Source organism: Gryllotalpicola reticulitermitis (genome assembly GCF_042651345.1).
GTDB classification, from domain to species: domain Bacteria; phylum Actinomycetota; class Actinomycetes; order Actinomycetales; family Microbacteriaceae; genus Gryllotalpicola; species Gryllotalpicola reticulitermitis.
Map to the genome: position 1 here is coordinate 626,530 of NZ_JBHSCN010000005.1, position 16,921 is coordinate 643,450.

Genomic DNA, 16,921 nt, shown 5'->3' on the forward strand with positions numbered 1-16,921 from the left:
CGTCAGCCGGTGCGCACGGCGTCGCCCTCGCTGAGCGTGCCGCGGCTGTCGGGGTGCACAGCGCTTCGCCCGGCGAGCGAGCCGATTTCGGTGACGGGGACCTCCGTGAGGTCTCCGTTCGGCTCACGCTTGAGCACGAACCGTGCGTCGCCGTGGCTCTGCACGGCAGAGGCCGGCACGATGAGGGCGTCGCTCGCTATCGCGGCGACGGTGAAGGTCGTGAGCACGGATTTTCCGGCCAGGCTCTCGTCGAGCAGACCGGCCTCCGGCGCGAGCGTCACGCTTCCGTTGTCGCCGGGTTGCGCGGGCGGTGTGACGCGTGTCACGCGGGCCGGAATCGGCGTTCCGCCGGGCGGCGTGAGCGACGCGATGGTCTTCGTCGTGATCGACCCGATGACGCTCTCGGCCACATCGGCACGGGCGATCAGGTCGCCGCCCGCGAAGCCGATGTTCGCGTCACCGTCGATCACCTCGCCGACCCGGGGGGCCGATTCCAGTCGCGCCGGCAGCGCTGGCGCCACGACCAGCTCGGCGGCGGTCACCATCGCGGTGGTCTTCGGGTTGGCGGAGGCCTGCGGCACGAAGGTCCCGGGCAGAGCGGAGGCCGCGTCGGCAGCAGAGTTCGACGCTGCGGCCTCGGCGGAAGAGGCGTCTGGTGCGGAGCCTTCGACCACGGGCGACTCCGCCGTCGGAACCGGATACCCGGTGCGCTGGTACAGGGCGCGCACCGCCTGCTCGGTGCCCGGCCCGAACCGGCCGTCGATCGCGACCGAGAAGCCGGCGTCCCTCAGCGCGGCCTGAAGCTGGCGCACGTCGGGGCCGCTGTCGCCGACGCGGAGGTCGCGGTAGAAGCGGAAGGAGCCAGGCAGCGCGATCACGGGCCGACCGTTGATCTCCAGCACGACCTGGGCCGCGGTCACCGTCGCCCCGGTCGTCGTCGGGGTTCCGGTGACGACGGCGAGACCATCAGGTGGGGTGAGGGGCACGCCCGCCGTCGACGCAGGTCGGACGGACGCTTGTGCGTTGACGGTCTGTGCCAGGTCCCCGCGCTTCACTTCGCTCGTCAGCACGGGTGCCGCGGGCGGTGCGGCTGCAGCCGCACGTTGCGCGGGCGATTGGAATCGCGTCGCGACGACCCAGCCGCCCCCGAACACGATTGCGATGACGGCTATCGCGACCACGGTCAGCACAAGCGTGCTACGCCTTCTCACGGGGCGCTCGGGGCGTTCTCGGCGATGATCTTCGCGACCTTCTTCGCGATTGCATCCGCCTTGGCCTTGCGGCGGATGATCTCGTCCGAGTTCTTCGCCAGGATCTCGACCTCCGCGTCCCACGTCGTGTCATACCGGGCCTTCAGCCAGCCCGATGTCACCTGACAGTCGTAGTCGAAGACCGCAGCCTTGAGCTGCGCATCGCTCGGCTTGTCCATCACGGCACCGCCGTCTTTCTCCCGGAAGGTGCCCCACGCCCTCTGCTGCGACTCCGTCGGCATCCGCTCCGGAGTGTCCGCCAAGTCCGACACTCCCAACGGCGCCATGCACTCACGCCACCGACGATCTGCTTTCTTCACGTCGCCCGACTCCCGCGACCGGATGTCGGCATCCATCGCAAGAGCGTTCACATAGTTCGTATCGTCCTGAGACAGCGGCAGTTGCTCCTCTTCGACCTTGCGCTGACACGGGCGAACAACCGCCTCGAACTGCGCGTCGTCGATCGCCGCGACAGCGTCGTCGAATGCCCGCCACTCGCCGCGGTTGGGCCGCATGATCGGGGCCACCTGATAGCCCCACGTCGACGCGATCTCGCGGTTGAAGATGCGCTGCCCCACTGCGTTGAGAGTGGGGCTCCGCAACGACAGGTCGTCGTACGGCACTGGCCACGCGATGCCGTGTTCTTCGACACACGCCTTCGCGGCGAGCTTGTCTGCGTAGCCCTCCGCGAAATCCTCGTAAAGCGACTGGCGGTATTGATTGAGCGGCATCGTCCACTGATCGACGTTCTTCGCCGGAAGCTTGAGCCGGGGTGACGCCTCACCCGCGCAGCTGGTCAGCAGCACCCCGAATACCAGCGCACAGACGGGCGCATAGAACATACGCCGCCACCGCGAGTGCACCTTTTTCACGGCCTGTGGATGCTTTCAAAGGCCGCCGAGTCCACGCGGTTATTGAAGTAGCCGTCCGCGCGACCCGGTACGCCGTTCCCGAAGTCGCTGTCGCCCTGGCCCCTCGCCAGCTTGAACCACAATCCGCGGTACTGCTCATGCTCCCAGAAGTACGCTGCGTCGGTCCTGCCGTTGTTGAAGGCCGAGTTCGCACTGTCGTGGGCGCTGATCTTGGTGTTGGAGTACGTGTACCTCCTGGCGTCATCGACGTATTGCACGAACCACAGGAGATTTCCCGTGCTGTTCGCAGTCTTGTAATTCGCGTTGTCCCACAAGCACGCGCGTCCCGACGTGCAACTGGACGGGGCAGCGGCGTTGGCAGGCGCCGCGGCGAGGACGCCGCCGACAACGATGGCGAGCGCCGTCGCGGCGCCGAGCAGAGAACGAGATGATCGCTTCACAAGAGGCTCCTTTGAGTCGTTTTGGATGACATTGCCTTCGACCATAGTGGTTATATCCATGTTGCTCGACCCCTTTTCGACTCCGCCCCAAGTGCCGCCGCCGGTCTCAGTACACTTGCCTGGTGACTGAGCGGCAGCAGCGGGCTCTTCGCGGCATCGCCGCGGCGGCCCTCGCCGTGTTCGTCGCCGCGTGGTTCCACATCGCGGCCGGTGGCGTGGCGCCGACGCCGCTCGCCATGCTGGCGAGCTTCCTCCTCGCGTCCCCGGCGAGCGTGCTGATCGCCGGCCGGCGTCTGCGGCTCTGGCGCACCGTCGTCATCGTCGCGCTCAACCAGTTCGCGTTCCACGCCCTCTTCGGTCTGGGCCAGCCGAGCAGCGTGCGGTTCAGCGGCGGCGGCGACATGGCCGGCATGCCGGGCATGCGCATCGACGTAACGGGCGGCGCGGCATCCGTCAGCTATGCGGCCTCAGCGATGTGGGCGGGTCACGCCATCGCCGGCCTGCTCACGATCGGCGCGATCTGCTTCGGTGAGCGCGTGCTGCGGCGGATGCTCGAACTCGCCTCCCGCTTCATCATCCGCGCCCTGCGCCTCGCTCAGGTGCGGGCGTTCCCGCCGCTGCGGCTCGCCGCTCCCGCGTTCGCCTCGCCGTTCGGGCTGCAGCGAATCCTGTCACGCGCCATCCGCCGACGCGGGCCACCTAAGGCGATCGGCTACAGCTTCTGAGCCCGGCGGGCGGTGATATGCCTGCCGCGGCATATCACCGACCTTTGAGACAGGACTCATGAACAAACGCATACCCCTGCGCGCCGCCGTGGCACTCGCCACCGGCACCGCACTCGCCCTCGCCGTGCCGCTCGCGGCCAGCGCCCACGTGCGCATCTCGCCTGACACGGCCGTGCCGGGCGGCTATAGCTACATCAGCTTCCGCGTGCCGACCGAGTCGGCCACGGCGAGCACCGTCGGCCTCACGATCCAGCTGCCGACCGACACCCCCTTCACCTCGGTGAGCTACGAGGCGGTGCCCGGCTGGACGGCGAAGGTCACCACCTCGACCCTCGCGAAGCCCGTCACGATCGACGGCACGAAGGTGACCGAGGCGCCGACGGCCGTCACGTTCACCGCGACCGGGAGCGGCATCGCACCGGGCCAGTTCGGTGTGTTCACGCTGTCGCTCGGCATCGTGCCGAAGACCGGCCAGGTGATGCTGCCGGCGACGCAGCGCTACTCGGACGGCTCGGTCGTCAAGTGGAACGAGCCGACGCCGGCCAGCGGCACCGAGCCCCAGAACCCGGCCCCGACCCTCTATATCGAGAACGCACCGCCCGCGGGCGACCCGTCCCTCGCGACGTCCATCTCGGCAGCCCCGGCACCCGCCTCGGCGTCATCGTCGAGCTCGTCGGGGCTCACCGTCGCCGCGCTGAGCGTCGGCGGTGCGGGCCTCGTGATCGGTGTGGCGGGCCTCATCGTCGCCCTGCTCGCGCTGTCGCGGCGAAGGGGCGCCTGATGCCCCGCACGAAGATCCTCGCCGCGCTCGGCGCCGCGCTGGCCGCCGCCGCGCTCGCGGTCCTGCCTGCCACCGCGGCGAGCGCGCACGACTATCTCGTCTCGAGCACCCCGACGGCCGGTACGACGGTGACGACGAGCCTGCCGCAGGTGACACTCATCTTCGACGACATCGTGCTCGACGATGGTGGGCATGGCGCGCTCGTGCAGGTGACGGATGCCTCGAGCAAGCACTACGAGACGGGTTGCGCGACCGTGCAGGGTCGTGACGTCTCGGTGCCCGTGGCCCTGGGCGCCGCGGGCACGTACCGCGTCACCTGGCAGATCGTGTCGGCCGACGGGCACCCGGTGAGCAACTCGATCGAGTTCAACTACAAGGGGCCGGCCGCGGGTCAGGGCGCGACGGGCCCGCTGAAGAAGTGCGGAACGACGATCAGCGCGCCGGCCGCCGAGGGCACGGCGACGGTGAGCAAGGGCACGACCGCCAGTCCGCTCGTGATCGGCATCATCGCGACGGCGGGTGGTCTCGTGCTGCTCGCGATCGTCGCGGTGGTCATCGTCGTGATCCGCTCGGGCCGGAAGGCGGCGCCGACCGAGTAGAACCCGCGCAAGAACAGGAGTGGCGCCCACCGGAGCCCGGAGTCGCGACAGCGGCCCGGGCTCCGGCTGTTCACCGAATCGTCGGAATAATCCGGCGCATAGCCGAGCTATAGTTAGTTAGCAAACCGCAACTACTTTCGCCGCGCACATCGTCTAGTCCAGAGAGCCTTCGTGTCCAACACCCTGTTCAGCAAAGATCACCCGCGTTACAAGTGGGTCGCCTTGAGCAACACCACGCTCGGCATCCTCATGGCGGTCATCAACTCATCGATCGTCATCATCTCTCTGCCCGCGATCTTCAAGGGCATCAACATCAACCCGCTGCAGCCCGCCAACGTCAGCTACCTGCTGTGGATCCTGATGGGCTACATGCTCGTCACCGCCGTGCTGGTCGTGACCTTCGGCAAGCTCGGCGACATGTTCGGCCGAGTGCGCATCTACAACCTCGGCTTCGTCGTCTTCACGATCGGCTCGCTCGCGCTGGCGTTCAACCCGCTGCAGGGTTCGCACGGCGCGATGTGGCTGATCGTCTGGCGCTTCGTACAGGGCATCGGCGGCGCCATGCTCTTCAGCAACTCGACCGCCATCATCACCGACGCGTTCCCGGCCAACCGCCGCGGCATGGCGCTCGGCATCAACCAGGTCGCCGCCATCGCCGGTTCCTTCATCGGGCTGCTCGTCGGCGGTCTGCTCGCGAACCTCAGCTGGCACGTCGGCTCGCTCGACGTCGAGTGGGTCTTCCTCGTCTCCGTCCCGGTCGGGATCGTCGGCACCATCTGGTCGTACCTCTCCCTGCACGAGGTCGGCACCCGCTCGACCGGCAAGATGGACTGGTGGGGCAACGCCCTCTTCGCCATCGGCCTCGCGTCGCTCCTCACCGGCATCACCTACGGCATCCAGCCCTACGGCTCGTCGAACGAGGGCTGGGGCAACCCCTGGGTCCTCACCGGCCTGATCGGCGGCGCCGCCGTCCTCGTGATCTTCGTCTTCGTCGAACTCCGCCAGCGTTCGCCCATGTTCGAGATGCGCCTGTTCCGGGTGCGCTCGTTCGCGATGGCCATGCTCGCCGGTCTGCTGTCGTCCATCGGCCGCGGCGGCATGCAGTTCATGCTGATCATCTGGCTCCAGGGCATCTGGCTGCCGCTGCACGGTGTCGCGTTCGCGAACACCCCGCTGATGGCCGGCTTCGCGATGCTGCCCATCACGATCGGATTCCTCATCTCCGGCCCCATCTCCGGAACGATCTCCGACCGCGTCGGCCCGCGCCTGTTCGCCACCACCGGTCTGCTCGTGGTCGCAGCGACGTTCGTGCTGCTCATCGTGCTGCCGATCGACTTCGTCTACTGGCAGTTCGCGCTGCTGACGTTCTTCAACGGCATCGGCTCCGGCATGTTCGCGGCCCCGAACCGCGCCGCCATCATGAACTCGGTGCCCGCCAACATGCGTGGCGCCGCCTCGGGCATGGCCGGCACCGTTCAGAACTCCGGCACGAGCCTCTCGATGGGCATCTTCTTCTCCCTGCTCATCGCCGGTCTGTCGGGCTCGCTGCCGAAGGCGCTGTTCTCGGGTCTGACCGCCAACAGCGTTCCGGCTGCGGCCGCCACGAGCATCTCGCACCTCCCGCCGGTGTCGAGCGTGTTCGCCGCGTTCCTCGGCTACAACCCGATGGAGACGATCCTCGGCAAGGGCGGTGCGAACGTGCTGTCGTCGCTCCCCGCTGCCGCGCAGAAGACGCTGACCGGCAACGAGTTCTTCCCGCACCTCATCTCGGGCGCCTTCCACGACGGCCTGGTCGTCGTGTTCATCGCGGCCGCCGCGATGTCGGTGATCGCCGCGATCGCATCGCTCGTCCGCGGTAAGCACTACGTCCACGACATGCACGTCGTGGAGCCCGAGATCGTCGCCCACGAAACTGAAACCCCGGTCGAGCAGGCAGCCTCCTAAGCTAGGCGACCATGACCCGGACGGATCAGACCACTACCACCACCCTGCCGATGCCCGACGACCACGACATCGCAACCCGACTCGCGGTCGCGATCGGGCGGATCAATCGACGCATCCGCCCGACTCGCGACGGCATCAGCCACGGGCTGGTCTCGGCGCTCGGCAGTGTGGTTCGGGTGGGTGAGATCCGTCCGGGCGACCTCGCCCGCATGGAAGCCGTCGCCGCGCCGACCATGACGCGGATCGTCGCCGACCTCGAGGCCCGCGGCCTCGTCACCCGGCGGCCCGACCCGACCGACGGCCGCGCGTTCTTCATCGCGCCCACCGACGCCGGCATCGACGTGATGCGCCGAGCGCGCTTCGAGCGCGCCGAGCGCCTCGCCGCGTTCCTCGGGGGTCTGCCGCAGGAGCAGCAGGACGCGGTCGCCGCCGCGATCGACGGCCTCGAGCAGGTGGCGCAGGCGAAGCCGGCGGTTCCCGCCGCCTGAGGCCGGGGCGGCCGGCCCGGGCGGCTGCGCCTACAGCGTGACCGTGACGGTCTGCCCCGCATCACGCGCGTCGAGCGCCGCGCGAATCGTGTACTCGCCGCCGGGTAGTGTCCAGCCGCCGGTCGAGACGTCCCACACCTCGAACGCACGGCGGGGAATCCGCACGCTCACCGCCGCGATCCGCCCGGCGCGCACCTCCGCGCTGGCATAGGCGACGAGCCACCGCGCGGGCCTGTCCCAGGCGCCGTCCGGGTCGAGGGGACCGGACAGGTAGAACTGCACGACGCCCCGTGCGTCGCGCTCCGACTCGTTGACGAGCGCAATGCTCACGGGCAGTGTGTCGTCCGCGGTCCACTCCTCGGCGGCGATCGGCTCGCCGAGGCGCCACGCGCCGTACCCGAGTCCGAAGCCGAATGCGCGCGCCGGGGTTCGGCCGAGCCGCTGCCAGCCGCGGTACCCGATGTGAACGCCCTCCGTGTAGGCCACGACGCCATCGACGGGGATCGCGTTGGGAACCGGCACGTCGGCCTCGGTCGCGGGCAGCGTCCACGGCAGGCGGCCGCTCGGCTCCGTCACACCCGTGAGAGCGTCGGCGAGACCATGCCCTGCCTCCTGGCCGGGCAGCCACCACCACAGCACGGCGGCGACGTCGTCGAGCCAGGGCAGAATGACGGGCGCGCCCGCATTGACCACGACGACGGTGTTCGGGTTCGCGTCGGCGACGCGGGTGACGAGTTCGTCCTGCCTGCCGGGCAGCGCGAGGCTGCGCCGGTCCCACCCCTCCGACTCGACCTCTTCGTTCGTGCCGATCACGACGATCGCGACGTCGGCCTCGCGCGCCGCGGCCACCGCCTCGTCGAGTTGCGTGTCAGGGTCGTCGCCGGGCTCCGCGACCTCGTGCCGCAGCTCGAACCTGACGAAGCGGCCGTACGCGGCCGCGTCGACGACCTGGCACTCGACCCGGATCTCGACGACGCGTTCTGTGCCCTCCGCGAGCGACGACGCGTCGACCAGGAACGTGCGGCTCGGGCCCTCCGGATGGTTGGCCGAGGAGTCGAGGATCACGTTCTGGTCGGCGAAGGCATCCGATTCGCTCACGAGCTCGCCGTCGAACCACGCGCGATGCCGCCCCGACAGTCCCACCTCGACGCGGTGTTCACCGGGGCCGTCGAGCCGGATCCGCGCAGTGACGAACGCCTCGGTGGCCCCGTCCGCGATGCCGCGGTTCCAGCCCTCCTCCGCGGGGACGACCACCGGGTCGCCCACCGCGGCGCCGTCGGCGTCGGTGAGCGCGAGCTCGTAGCCCGCCTCGCCGGCGGAAGTCGTGACGCGCGCCGGGTCGATGAGGCGCGCGAAGCGTCGCGCTGACGCCCCGCGGTGCATCGTCAGCTCGGCGTCGGGGAACGCCTCGCGCAGGCCCTGCTCGGGCGACACGAGGTACTCGGCCGTGACGAACGCGCTGCCGCCGCCCTGCACGAACGGGTCGACGGCGTTCGGGCCGATGAGCGCGATGCGGGTGATGCCTGCCGTGTCGAGCGGCAGCAGATCGCCGTCATTGCGCAAGACGACGGATGCCCGTGCCACGGCCTCACGCAGCAGCGCGCGCACGCCGTCGGGGTTCGGTTCCGCCGCCGCCTGTGCCCGGGTCACGACAGGTTGCTCGACAGCATCCTCTGACACGTCAGCCGGGTCGATCAGCTCGACCGGCTCGACCGGCTCACCCGCAACGCGGTCGGCAAGGCGTCGCAGGCGCTCCACTTTGTCGTCGATGACGACCTCGGGAACGAAACCGTCGCGAACGGCGTCGACAAGGTGCTGCTCCCACGGACCGCCGGGCCCGGGCATGACGAGATCGAGCCCGCCGAGGGCGGCGGGAGCGGTCGTCTGCGTGGCCAGCCAGTCGGAGACGACGACTCCGTCGAAGCCCCACTCGCCCTTGAGGACCCCGTTCAACAAGAATCCGTGCTCGGTCGCGTGCGCGAGCTCGCCGCCGGCGTCGACCCGGTTGTACGCGGCCATGATCGACCAGACCTGGGCGCGCTTCACGGCCGCCTCGAACGGCGCGAGGTACGCCTCGCGCAGCGCCTGCTCGGGGATCTGAGCGATGTACTCGGTGCGCTCGGTCTCCGACTCGTTGCCGACGAAGTGCTTGACGCACACGGCGACGCCCTCGGCCTGCACGGCGCGCACGAACGCGACCATCGTCTCGGTCGTGAGCACGGGGTCTTCGCTGAAGCTCTCGAAGTGGCGGCCGCCGACGGGGGTGCGCTGCAGGTTCACGACGGGTGCGAGCACGACGTCGATGCCGAGCCGACGCGCCTCGGTGCCGAGCAGGGTTCCGAGGCGCGCCGCAAGACCCGGATCCCACGCGGCGGCGACGGCGGACGGATTCGGCAGCTGGACCGCGACGGGCGCGGGCTCGGCGATGCCGCGGATCCCGATCGGGCCGTCGGAGAGCGCGATCGATGCAACGCCGAGCTCGTCGTCGGAGTGCGTCGTGAACGACGTCGCACCGGTAAGCAGACGAATCTTCTGTTCAAGCGACGCCATACCGGCCACACTATCCGGCCCCCGCGGGCCGACGGGGGTGCTGCTAGTTGCCGGTGAGCTCGGTCAGCAGCCTGTCGCCGGGGTGCACCTGCGACCAGTCCGCGGTGATCTCCGCGCGCTCGAGCAGGCCCTCGATACGGCGCGTGCGGCCGCGCGAGGTGAGCGTCACGACGGTGCCGACCTTGCCGGCGCGGCCCGTGCGGCCGGAGCGGTGCAGATAGGTCTTGTACTCGTCGGGCGCGTCCGCCTGGATCACGAGATCGATGTCGTCGATGTGGATGCCGCGGGCCGCGACATCCGTCGCCACGAGCACGTTCACGCGCCCGTTCGACAGCTTCTCGAGGTTGCGCGTGCGCTTCGCCTGGTTGAGGTCGCCGTGCAGCGCGACGGCGGGCACGCCCGCGTCTTCGAGGCTCTGCGCGACATCCTCGGCGTAGCTGCGCGTGCGCGTGAAGACGAGCGTCTTCCCGTCGCGGTCGGTGAGCTCGCGAATGACGTCGAGCTTCTCGTGCTGGTCGATGACGAGAACGCGGTGGTCGATGGTGCCGGATGCCTGGTCCTCGCCCGCCACTTCGTGCACCGCCGGGTCGACGAGGAACTCGTCGACGAGCGCGGCGACACCCGTGTCCAGGGTCGCCGAGAACAGCAGCTTCTGCCCGCCGGGGGCCGTGAGGCGCAGAATCCGCTGCACGGGCTCGAGGAAGCCGAGGTCGCACATGTGGTCGGCCTCGTCGAGCACGGTGATGCTCACCTCGGAGAGGTCGAGACGCCCCTGCTCGATGAGATCGAGGATCCGGCCCGGCGTTCCGATCACGATGTCGACGCCGCGCTCGAGCGCGACGACCTGGGCGCGCTGCGGCACACCGCCGTAGATCTGCGTGGTGAAGAGGCCGACGGAGCGCGCGATGGGCTGCACGGTCCGGTCGATCTGCAGCGCGAGCTCGCGGGTCGGCGCGAGGATCAGCCCACGCGGGGCACGGCCCTGCTGGCGCTTGCTGCGCTTGCCGGACGCGATCTCGGCCGAGCCCGAGCGCAGCAGCGCCTCGGCGACCGGCGCACCGAACGCGATGGTCTTGCCGGAGCCGGTGCGGCCGCGGCCGAGCACGTCGCGACCCGCGATCACATCGGGAATGGTCGCAGCCTGAATGGCGAACGGATGCGCGGCACCCATGCCGTCGAGCGCACGCACGATGCCGGCGCCGAGCCCGAGGTCCGCGAAGCTCACGCCTTCGACGTCGGTCGCCTGCGTCGCCTGCGCCTGAAGGCGGTCGAGCACGACGTCGTCCTGCGGGGTGAAGGCGGGATGCTTCTTGTCCGCGTCGCCGTAGAAGTCGCTCGTGCGCGCGGGGCGAGCGGGGCGCTCGTCACGGTCGAAACGACGCGGCGCACGCTCATCACGATCGAAACGACGCGGGGCATGCTCGTCGCGCTCAACGCGACGCGGCGCGCGGTCATCCCGGTCGAAAGGACGCGGCGCACGCTCGTCGCGCTCAACGCGACGCGGTGCACGCTCATCCCGGTCGAACCGACGCGGGGCCCGGTCGTCACGATCAAACCGCCGCGGCGCACGCTCATCGCGATCGAAACGACGCGGCGCACGGTCGTCACGGTCAACGCGCCGCGGCGCGCGGTCGTCGCGATCGAAACGACGCGGCGCACGGTCGTCACGATCGAACCGCCGCGGCGCGCGGGAATCGCGATCGAAGCTGCGGGCCGGACGATCGTCGCGGTCACGGCGCTCGGGCCGGTTCGATCGCTCGAAGCGACGCCCGCCGCGCTCGTGGTCGTGGTCGCGCTCACGCTCGAAGCGATCGAGTCGCTCGAAGCGCTGGGGCCGGTCGCCCTCGCGACGGTCCGCCGAGTGACCCCGTGCGGCGCGGGTCTCAGAGGACCAGCGGGACTTCTTCTCAGGTGCGGCGCCCTCTTCCACGGGCCGGTAGCCGCGATGGCCCGGGCTGCGCGAACCGGGCTTCTTGCGCGCATAGGACGCGCTCGGGTCGAAGTTCCTGGGTGCGCGGCTGCCGCCGCGCTTCTCGTTCTTAGGCATGGAGAAGCCGTTGCTTTCTGGGAAATGGGTATGAGTCAGAACCCGCTCATCGACGAGGTCCGGGAGCTCAGATCGCTCCTACCGGCACCTCTGACATACATACTTTGGGTTGCCCACACTGGGCACATCAGAAAGCCGACCTCATCAGGCTAAGGCCAATCGCCTGAGAACGGACCCGGTACCGCCGGATCGGGGTGCAGAGTGTGCCCTCAACGGGCGGTACTTCTGTCACAGGCGATCTGGTTATGCTTCCCGCGTTACACAGCAAAGGGAGACGTCCTCGTGGTCGCGCGCATCTCACCGGCGCGCCGACGACCTCGTCTGACGGGGCGCCTGCTCGCCGTCATCACAGCCCTGGTCCTCGGGTCGGCCGTGCTCACGGCGTGCGCGGCGACGAGCCGGCCGTCGGCCGCCGGAGCGCAGGACGCGCCCGCAGCAGCAGCGAATGCCACTCCGCCCGTCGGCGTGGTGGTCACGGATGATGTGCCGTACGCCGCCACAGCCAGCCCGCGGCAGACGCTCGACGTGTGCGCACCGAACCCGAACGGCACCGTTCACCCCGCAGTGGTCCTCGTGCACGGCGGGGGGTGGATGAAGGGCGACAAGTCGACGGTCGCGAGCGAGTGCGAGTGGCTCGCACAGGCGGGGTTCGTCACGTTCAACGTCGACTACCGGCTGGCGCCGGCCGCACGCTTCCCTACGCAGCCCGACGACGTCGCCGCCGCCGTGCGTTTCATCCGCGAGCCCGCCACCGTGGCGCGCTACGAGATCGACCCGAGCCGCGTCGGCATCTTCGGCGGCTCGGCCGGTGCCAATCTGGCGACGCTCGTCGCTCTCGACCACGACAATCACCTGGACGCTCTCGTCGAACTGTCCGGCCCGATGGACTTGACGGGCCGCGTGAGCCCGCGTCAGAACCCCGCCCTCACGGTCGACGAGACGAGTTATCTCGGCTGCCGCACCCTCGCACGCTGCCCCCAGGCCAGGTCGGCCTCGCCGCTGTCGCACGTCACGGCAGCGGCGCCCCCGACCTTCATCGGCCAGGCGGCGGTCGACTTCGTGCCGCGCCAGCAGGGCGATGCACTCGCGGCCGCACTGAAGCGGGTCGGCGTCCCCGTCACAGTCGAGCAGAACCCCGGCGCGCACCACTCCTTCGCGGTGATGACGCCGACCATGAAGACCGACATCATCGCGTTCCTGCACGCTCACCTCGGCACGTAGCCGACGGCCCGTCCGGCCCACAGCCCACAGCCCACAGCCCATCACCTATCATTGCATTCGCGATATATCGCGTTACACTCGAGTCAAGCTATATCGCGTTGTGAAGCATCAGTTTGGAGCGTGCCATGTCTGACAAATGGCTCATCAACCCCGGTCAAACCAAGACCATCGACGTCGACGGCATCACGGCCCTCAAGGTCAGCCTCATCGGCGGCCAGATCGACGTCATCGGCCACGACGAGCCGACCGCCCGCGTCGAGGTCCGCAATGTGACGGGCAAGGACCTCAAGATCACTGCGGCCGACGGCCGCCTCGAGATCGATCACCCGCAGCTGCGGTGGGACAACTTCATCGACGTGTTCCGCTTCTGGCAGGGCAAGGCCGCGGCCGACGTCTCGGTCCTGGTGCCGCGAGCCGTGGCGCTCAGGCTCGGAACGGTCGGCGGCAACGCGCTCGTCTCGGGCCTCATCAACGACGCCCGCCTCAGCACCGTCAACGGCGACCTCACTGCCGACACTTTGGTCGGCGACGTCGAGCTCAACGCCGTGTCCGGCGAGCTCGCGGTGCAGAACCATCTCGGCGCCGTCAAGGCCAACACGGTGAGCGGCGATGTGACGCTGAGCGGAACGCTGAGCCGCGTCGCGGTCGACGGGGTCAGCGGCAACGTCTTCGTCGACGCGCAGGGCGTGCCCGACACGATCAAGAACAACACGGTCAGCGGCGACCTGACCCTCCGGCTCGACGGCGACGCGCCGGCCCGCTACCGCGTCAACTCGGTCTCGGGCATGCTGCAGGTCGACAACGCCATCTATCGCGGCGCGGGAGCCCATAACTTCGAACAGCAGGACGGCGACCTCGACGGGCACTGGGTCGACGTCGCCGCGAACTCGGTCAGCGGCAACGTGTCAGTGGTGCGCCGCGCAATGCCCGCGCGGGCGACCGCATGACGCCGCCGGTCTTCAGCCATGGCAGCCTGCGTCTCTACCTGCTGAGCCTGCTCGACGAGTCGCCCAAGCACGGCTACGAGTTGATCCAGGCCCTCGAACAGCGCTTCGGCGGCACCTACAGTCCGAGCGCGGGCACCATCTATCCGCGCCTGGCGAAGCTCGAAGAGGAAGGGCTCGTCACGAAGACGAGTCAGGGCCGCAAGACCGTGTACGAGATCACCGAGGCCGGCCGTGCCGAGTTAAGGAGCCGGCACGACGAGTTGCGCGACATCGAGGCGGAGGTGACGGATTCCGTCCGCCGCCTGGCCGACGAGGTGCGGGTGGGCGTCAAGCAGGCCCTCACCTCGCTGCGCGCCGAGCTGGCCAGTGCGGCGCGGGAGTCGCAGGCCAAGGAATCCGTTCGGCCGCCGGGCAACGACCCGCAGACTCAAGCCAGATTCGCGCTCCGGGAAGCAGAGCTCGCCCTGACCGAGTTCCGGCAGCAGTTGCGCAGCGACCTGCGCGTGCACGCGGCACGCGGCCAGCTGACGGACGGCTTCGTGCAGCGCCTCCGCGCCGACCTCGCGCGCCTTCGCGCCGACATTCTCGAGTCCTTCGGCCGCTGAACCCCGACTGTGAGGAATAGATAAAGCTTGTCTACGGTTTGGGTGCGTTGCACGTGAGGAGTAGATTTTCCCCTCGTGACAAATGAGGGTCGAACGTCGACCACTGAGGCGTTCAGCGCCAAACGGTGGTTGATCGGCGAACCGCTGGCCAGCGAGAAGCTCGAGGGTCAGTTGCTCCCGAAGCGACTCGCCCTACCCATTTTCGCGTCCGACGCGGTCTCCTCGGTGGCATACGCCCCGCAGGAGATGATGATGGTCCTGCTGCTCGGCGGCGTCTCGCTGCTGGTGTTCTCGCCGTGGATCACGGCGATCATCGTCCTCGTCCTCGTCACGGTCGTGCTGTCGTACCGGCAGCTGGTGAAGGCCTATCCGTCCGGCGGCGGCGACTTCGAGGTCGCCCACAAGAACCTCGGCGAGAAGGCCGGACTGATCGTCGCCTCGGCCCTGCTCACCGACTACGTCATGACGGTGGCCGTGTCGGTCGCCTCGGGCGTCGACAACATCATCTCGGCGGTCCCGATCCTGTCCCACGTGCGGGTCGAGCTGGCCGTCGCCTGCGTCGTCCTCATCGCGCTCGCGAACCTGCGCGGCGTCCGCGAGGCGAGCAAGGCGTTCGCGATTCCGACGTATGTCTTCATCGGCAGCATCGGCGTGATGATCATCACGGCTCTGGTGCGCACGGTGTTCGGTCACACTCCTGTCGCGGAGTCCGCCGCGTACAGCGTGAAGAGCACCGGGTCGCTCGCCCAGATCGCGGTCGTGCTGCTGCTTCTGCGTGCGTTCGCGAGCGGATGCTCGGCCCTCACCGGCATCGAGGCGATCGCGAATGGCGTGCAGGCGTTCCGCGTTCCGAAGATCCGCAACGCCCGCACGACCCTGTTCCTGCTCGGCGGAACCTCGATCGGCCTGCTGATCGGGCTGGTCTGGACGGCGCTCATCTCCCAGGTGCACTACGCCGAGAATCCGTGCGATCTCGTGGGCTGGGCGCAGTGCGCGACCGCGCCGCAGCGCAGCCTGATCGCGCAGATCGCGGCCGCGACGTTCGGCAACAACTCGGTGCTGTTCTTCATCGTGCAGGCAGCGACCGCGGTCGTCCTGCTGCTCGCGGCGAACACCGCGTTCAACGGATTCCCGCTGCTCACCTACGTGCTCGCGAAGGAGCAGTACGCACCGAAGGCACTCACCACCCGCGGCGACCGCCTCGTCTTCTCGAACGGCATCGTGGGCCTCGGGCTCGCGGCCATCGCACTGCTGATCATCTATCAGGCGAGCGTCACGGCGCTGATCCAGCTGTACATCATCGGCGTGTTCGTCTCGTTCACGCTGGGTCAGAGCGGCATGGTGCGGCACTGGGTGCGGCTGCTGCGCACGGGTCGAGAGAACCGGCCCGGCGGCGCGGCCGGCGGCAAGAAGAGGTCCGCCGGCGACAGCATCGGCTTCCGCACGGCCGACGGCGAGCTGATGAGCCGCGCGTCGATCATCCGCAGCCTCTGCATCAACGCATTCGGCGCCATTCTCACGGCATCCGTCTTCGTCGTCGTCATCATCACGAAGTTCACGCACGGCGCCTGGCTCGTGTTCATCATCATGCCCGTGCTGTGGGTGCTCATGCTCGGCGTGAACCGGTACTACCGCGACGTCGAGAAAGAGGTCGAGGTCGACTCCTCGATCACCTTCGGCTCGACCGGCGACCACGCCATCGTCCTGGTCGGCAAGATGCAGAAGCCGGCGCTCAAGGCCCTCGACTACGCGATCGCGGCGAAGCACGACTCGCTGGAGGCCGTGCACATCGTCGTCGACACCGACTCGACCGAACGGCTCAAGCAACAGTGGAAGGACATGAACATCCATGTCCCACTGACGCTCATCGATTCGCCGTACCGCGACTACGCGACACCGCTGGCCAAATACATCAAGAAGCGGCGGGAGTTCTGCGGCTCCGAGGTCGTCACCGTCTACCTGCCGCAGTACATCGTGGGCCACTGGTGGGAGCAGATCCTGCACAACCACCGCGCCCGCCGCATCAGCCGTGAGCTGATGCTCGTGCACGGCGTCGTGATCGCGCTCGTGCCGTGGCTGCTCGACTCCTCCGAGGTCATCTACGGCCGGCGCTCGCGCCCGCTGCCCGGCCAGGACCGTCGCGGCGAGCCGCCGCGCATGCCGGCCCGGCGCGCTCCGCGCTCGACCCCGGCCGAGCGGGCCGCAGCGGCCGCAGAGGCCATCGCCGCGGCGAACGCCGAGGTGACCGGCCGCATCCCGACCATCGATGGCAGCGAACCCCAGACCCAGCGGGCGGATGCCCCGCGCGAGGCGCTGCACAAGTAGCGCGCGGAACGCCCGGGCGCGCTGCGCTGCTCGGATCCGCTGTGCGCTGCTCGGACCCGGGCAGCACACGGCGGATCCGAGCAGCGCACACCGCGCCGGCTCAGCACGCGGTGGCGGCTCAGCGCAC

Annotated in this window: 14 protein-coding genes; 9 read left to right on the plus strand and 5 right to left on the minus strand. The window is 69.2% G+C overall.

Translation table 11 applies throughout. The features are described 5' to 3' along the window. Window positions 1-2 precede the first annotated feature (2 nt). The 3 genes from ACFOYW_RS10050 to ACFOYW_RS10060 are packed head-to-tail and all read right to left on the minus strand — an operon-like array spanning window position 3 to window position 2,562. Window positions 3-1,190 (minus strand): peptidoglycan-binding protein, encoded by a 1,188-nt coding sequence (locus ACFOYW_RS10050; RefSeq protein ID WP_390228794.1) that lies wholly within the window; start codon window positions 1,188-1,190, stop codon window positions 3-5. A 17-nt stretch (window positions 1,191-1,207) separates the two neighbouring features. Beyond that, window positions 1,208-2,122 (minus strand): hypothetical protein, encoded by a 915-nt coding sequence (locus ACFOYW_RS10055; protein WP_390228795.1) that lies wholly within the window; start codon window positions 2,120-2,122, stop codon window positions 1,208-1,210. Beyond that, window positions 2,119-2,562 (minus strand): peptidase inhibitor family I36 protein, encoded by a 444-nt coding sequence (locus ACFOYW_RS10060; protein WP_390228796.1) that lies wholly within the window; start codon window positions 2,560-2,562, stop codon window positions 2,119-2,121. The genes ACFOYW_RS10055 and ACFOYW_RS10060 overlap by 4 nt, the downstream gene beginning before the upstream one ends. Window positions 2,563-2,684: 122 nt before the next feature. On the opposite strand from ACFOYW_RS10060, the gene ACFOYW_RS10065 reads away from it, so the two are divergent. The 5 genes from ACFOYW_RS10065 (at window position 2,685) to ACFOYW_RS10085 (ending at window position 7,099) form a co-directional block, all read left to right on the plus strand. Beyond that, window positions 2,685-3,287, plus strand: coding sequence for a hypothetical protein (locus tag ACFOYW_RS10065; RefSeq protein WP_390228797.1), 603 nt, complete (start codon window positions 2,685-2,687; stop codon window positions 3,285-3,287). Between the two features lie 58 nt (window positions 3,288-3,345). Further along, complete coding sequence (locus tag ACFOYW_RS10070) at window positions 3,346-4,068, plus strand: YcnI family copper-binding membrane protein (RefSeq protein WP_390228798.1); 723 nt, start codon at window positions 3,346-3,348, stop codon at window positions 4,066-4,068. Beyond that, complete coding sequence (locus ACFOYW_RS10075) at window positions 4,068-4,667, plus strand: copper resistance CopC family protein (RefSeq protein ID WP_390228799.1); 600 nt, start codon at window positions 4,068-4,070, stop codon at window positions 4,665-4,667. Before ACFOYW_RS10070 ends, ACFOYW_RS10075 begins: the two co-directional genes overlap by 1 nt. Window positions 4,668-4,838: 171 nt before the next feature. Beyond that, window positions 4,839-6,611: an MFS transporter gene (locus ACFOYW_RS10080; RefSeq protein ID WP_390228800.1), complete on the plus strand. Its 1,773-nt coding sequence runs from the start codon at window positions 4,839-4,841 to the stop codon at window positions 6,609-6,611. A gap of 11 nt (window positions 6,612-6,622) precedes the next feature. Further along, complete coding sequence (locus ACFOYW_RS10085) at window positions 6,623-7,099, plus strand: MarR family winged helix-turn-helix transcriptional regulator (RefSeq protein ID WP_390228801.1); 477 nt, start codon at window positions 6,623-6,625, stop codon at window positions 7,097-7,099. 30 nt (window positions 7,100-7,129) lie between these two features. Here the strand turns inward: ACFOYW_RS10085 and ACFOYW_RS10090 are convergent, their stop codons facing one another. Continuing rightward, window positions 7,130-9,649, minus strand: a complete 2,520-nt coding sequence (locus ACFOYW_RS10090) for a beta-glucosidase family protein (RefSeq protein WP_390228802.1) — start codon at window positions 9,647-9,649, stop codon at window positions 7,130-7,132. 43 nt (window positions 9,650-9,692) lie between these two features. Then, complete coding sequence (locus ACFOYW_RS10095) at window positions 9,693-11,696, minus strand: DEAD/DEAH box helicase (RefSeq protein ID WP_390228803.1); 2,004 nt, start codon at window positions 11,694-11,696, stop codon at window positions 9,693-9,695. 282 nt (window positions 11,697-11,978) lie between these two features. Between ACFOYW_RS10095 and ACFOYW_RS10100 the strand changes: the two genes are divergently transcribed. From ACFOYW_RS10100 to ACFOYW_RS10115, 4 genes are all read left to right on the plus strand, one after another. Continuing rightward, entirely contained in the window at window positions 11,979-12,917 is a 939-nt protein-coding gene (locus tag ACFOYW_RS10100; RefSeq protein ID WP_390228804.1) for an alpha/beta hydrolase, read from the plus strand. 125 nt (window positions 12,918-13,042) lie between these two features. Then, window positions 13,043-13,864, plus strand: a complete 822-nt coding sequence (locus ACFOYW_RS10105; protein WP_390228805.1) for a DUF4097 family beta strand repeat-containing protein — start codon at window positions 13,043-13,045, stop codon at window positions 13,862-13,864. Further along, window positions 13,861-14,469, plus strand: coding sequence for a PadR family transcriptional regulator (locus tag ACFOYW_RS10110; protein ID WP_390228806.1), 609 nt, complete (start codon window positions 13,861-13,863; stop codon window positions 14,467-14,469). The genes ACFOYW_RS10105 and ACFOYW_RS10110 overlap by 4 nt, the downstream gene beginning before the upstream one ends. Before the next feature lie 75 nt (window positions 14,470-14,544). Next, window positions 14,545-16,794, plus strand: a complete 2,250-nt coding sequence (locus ACFOYW_RS10115) for an APC family permease (RefSeq protein ID WP_390228807.1) — start codon at window positions 14,545-14,547, stop codon at window positions 16,792-16,794. The last annotated feature ends 127 nt before the right edge of the window (window positions 16,795-16,921 follow it).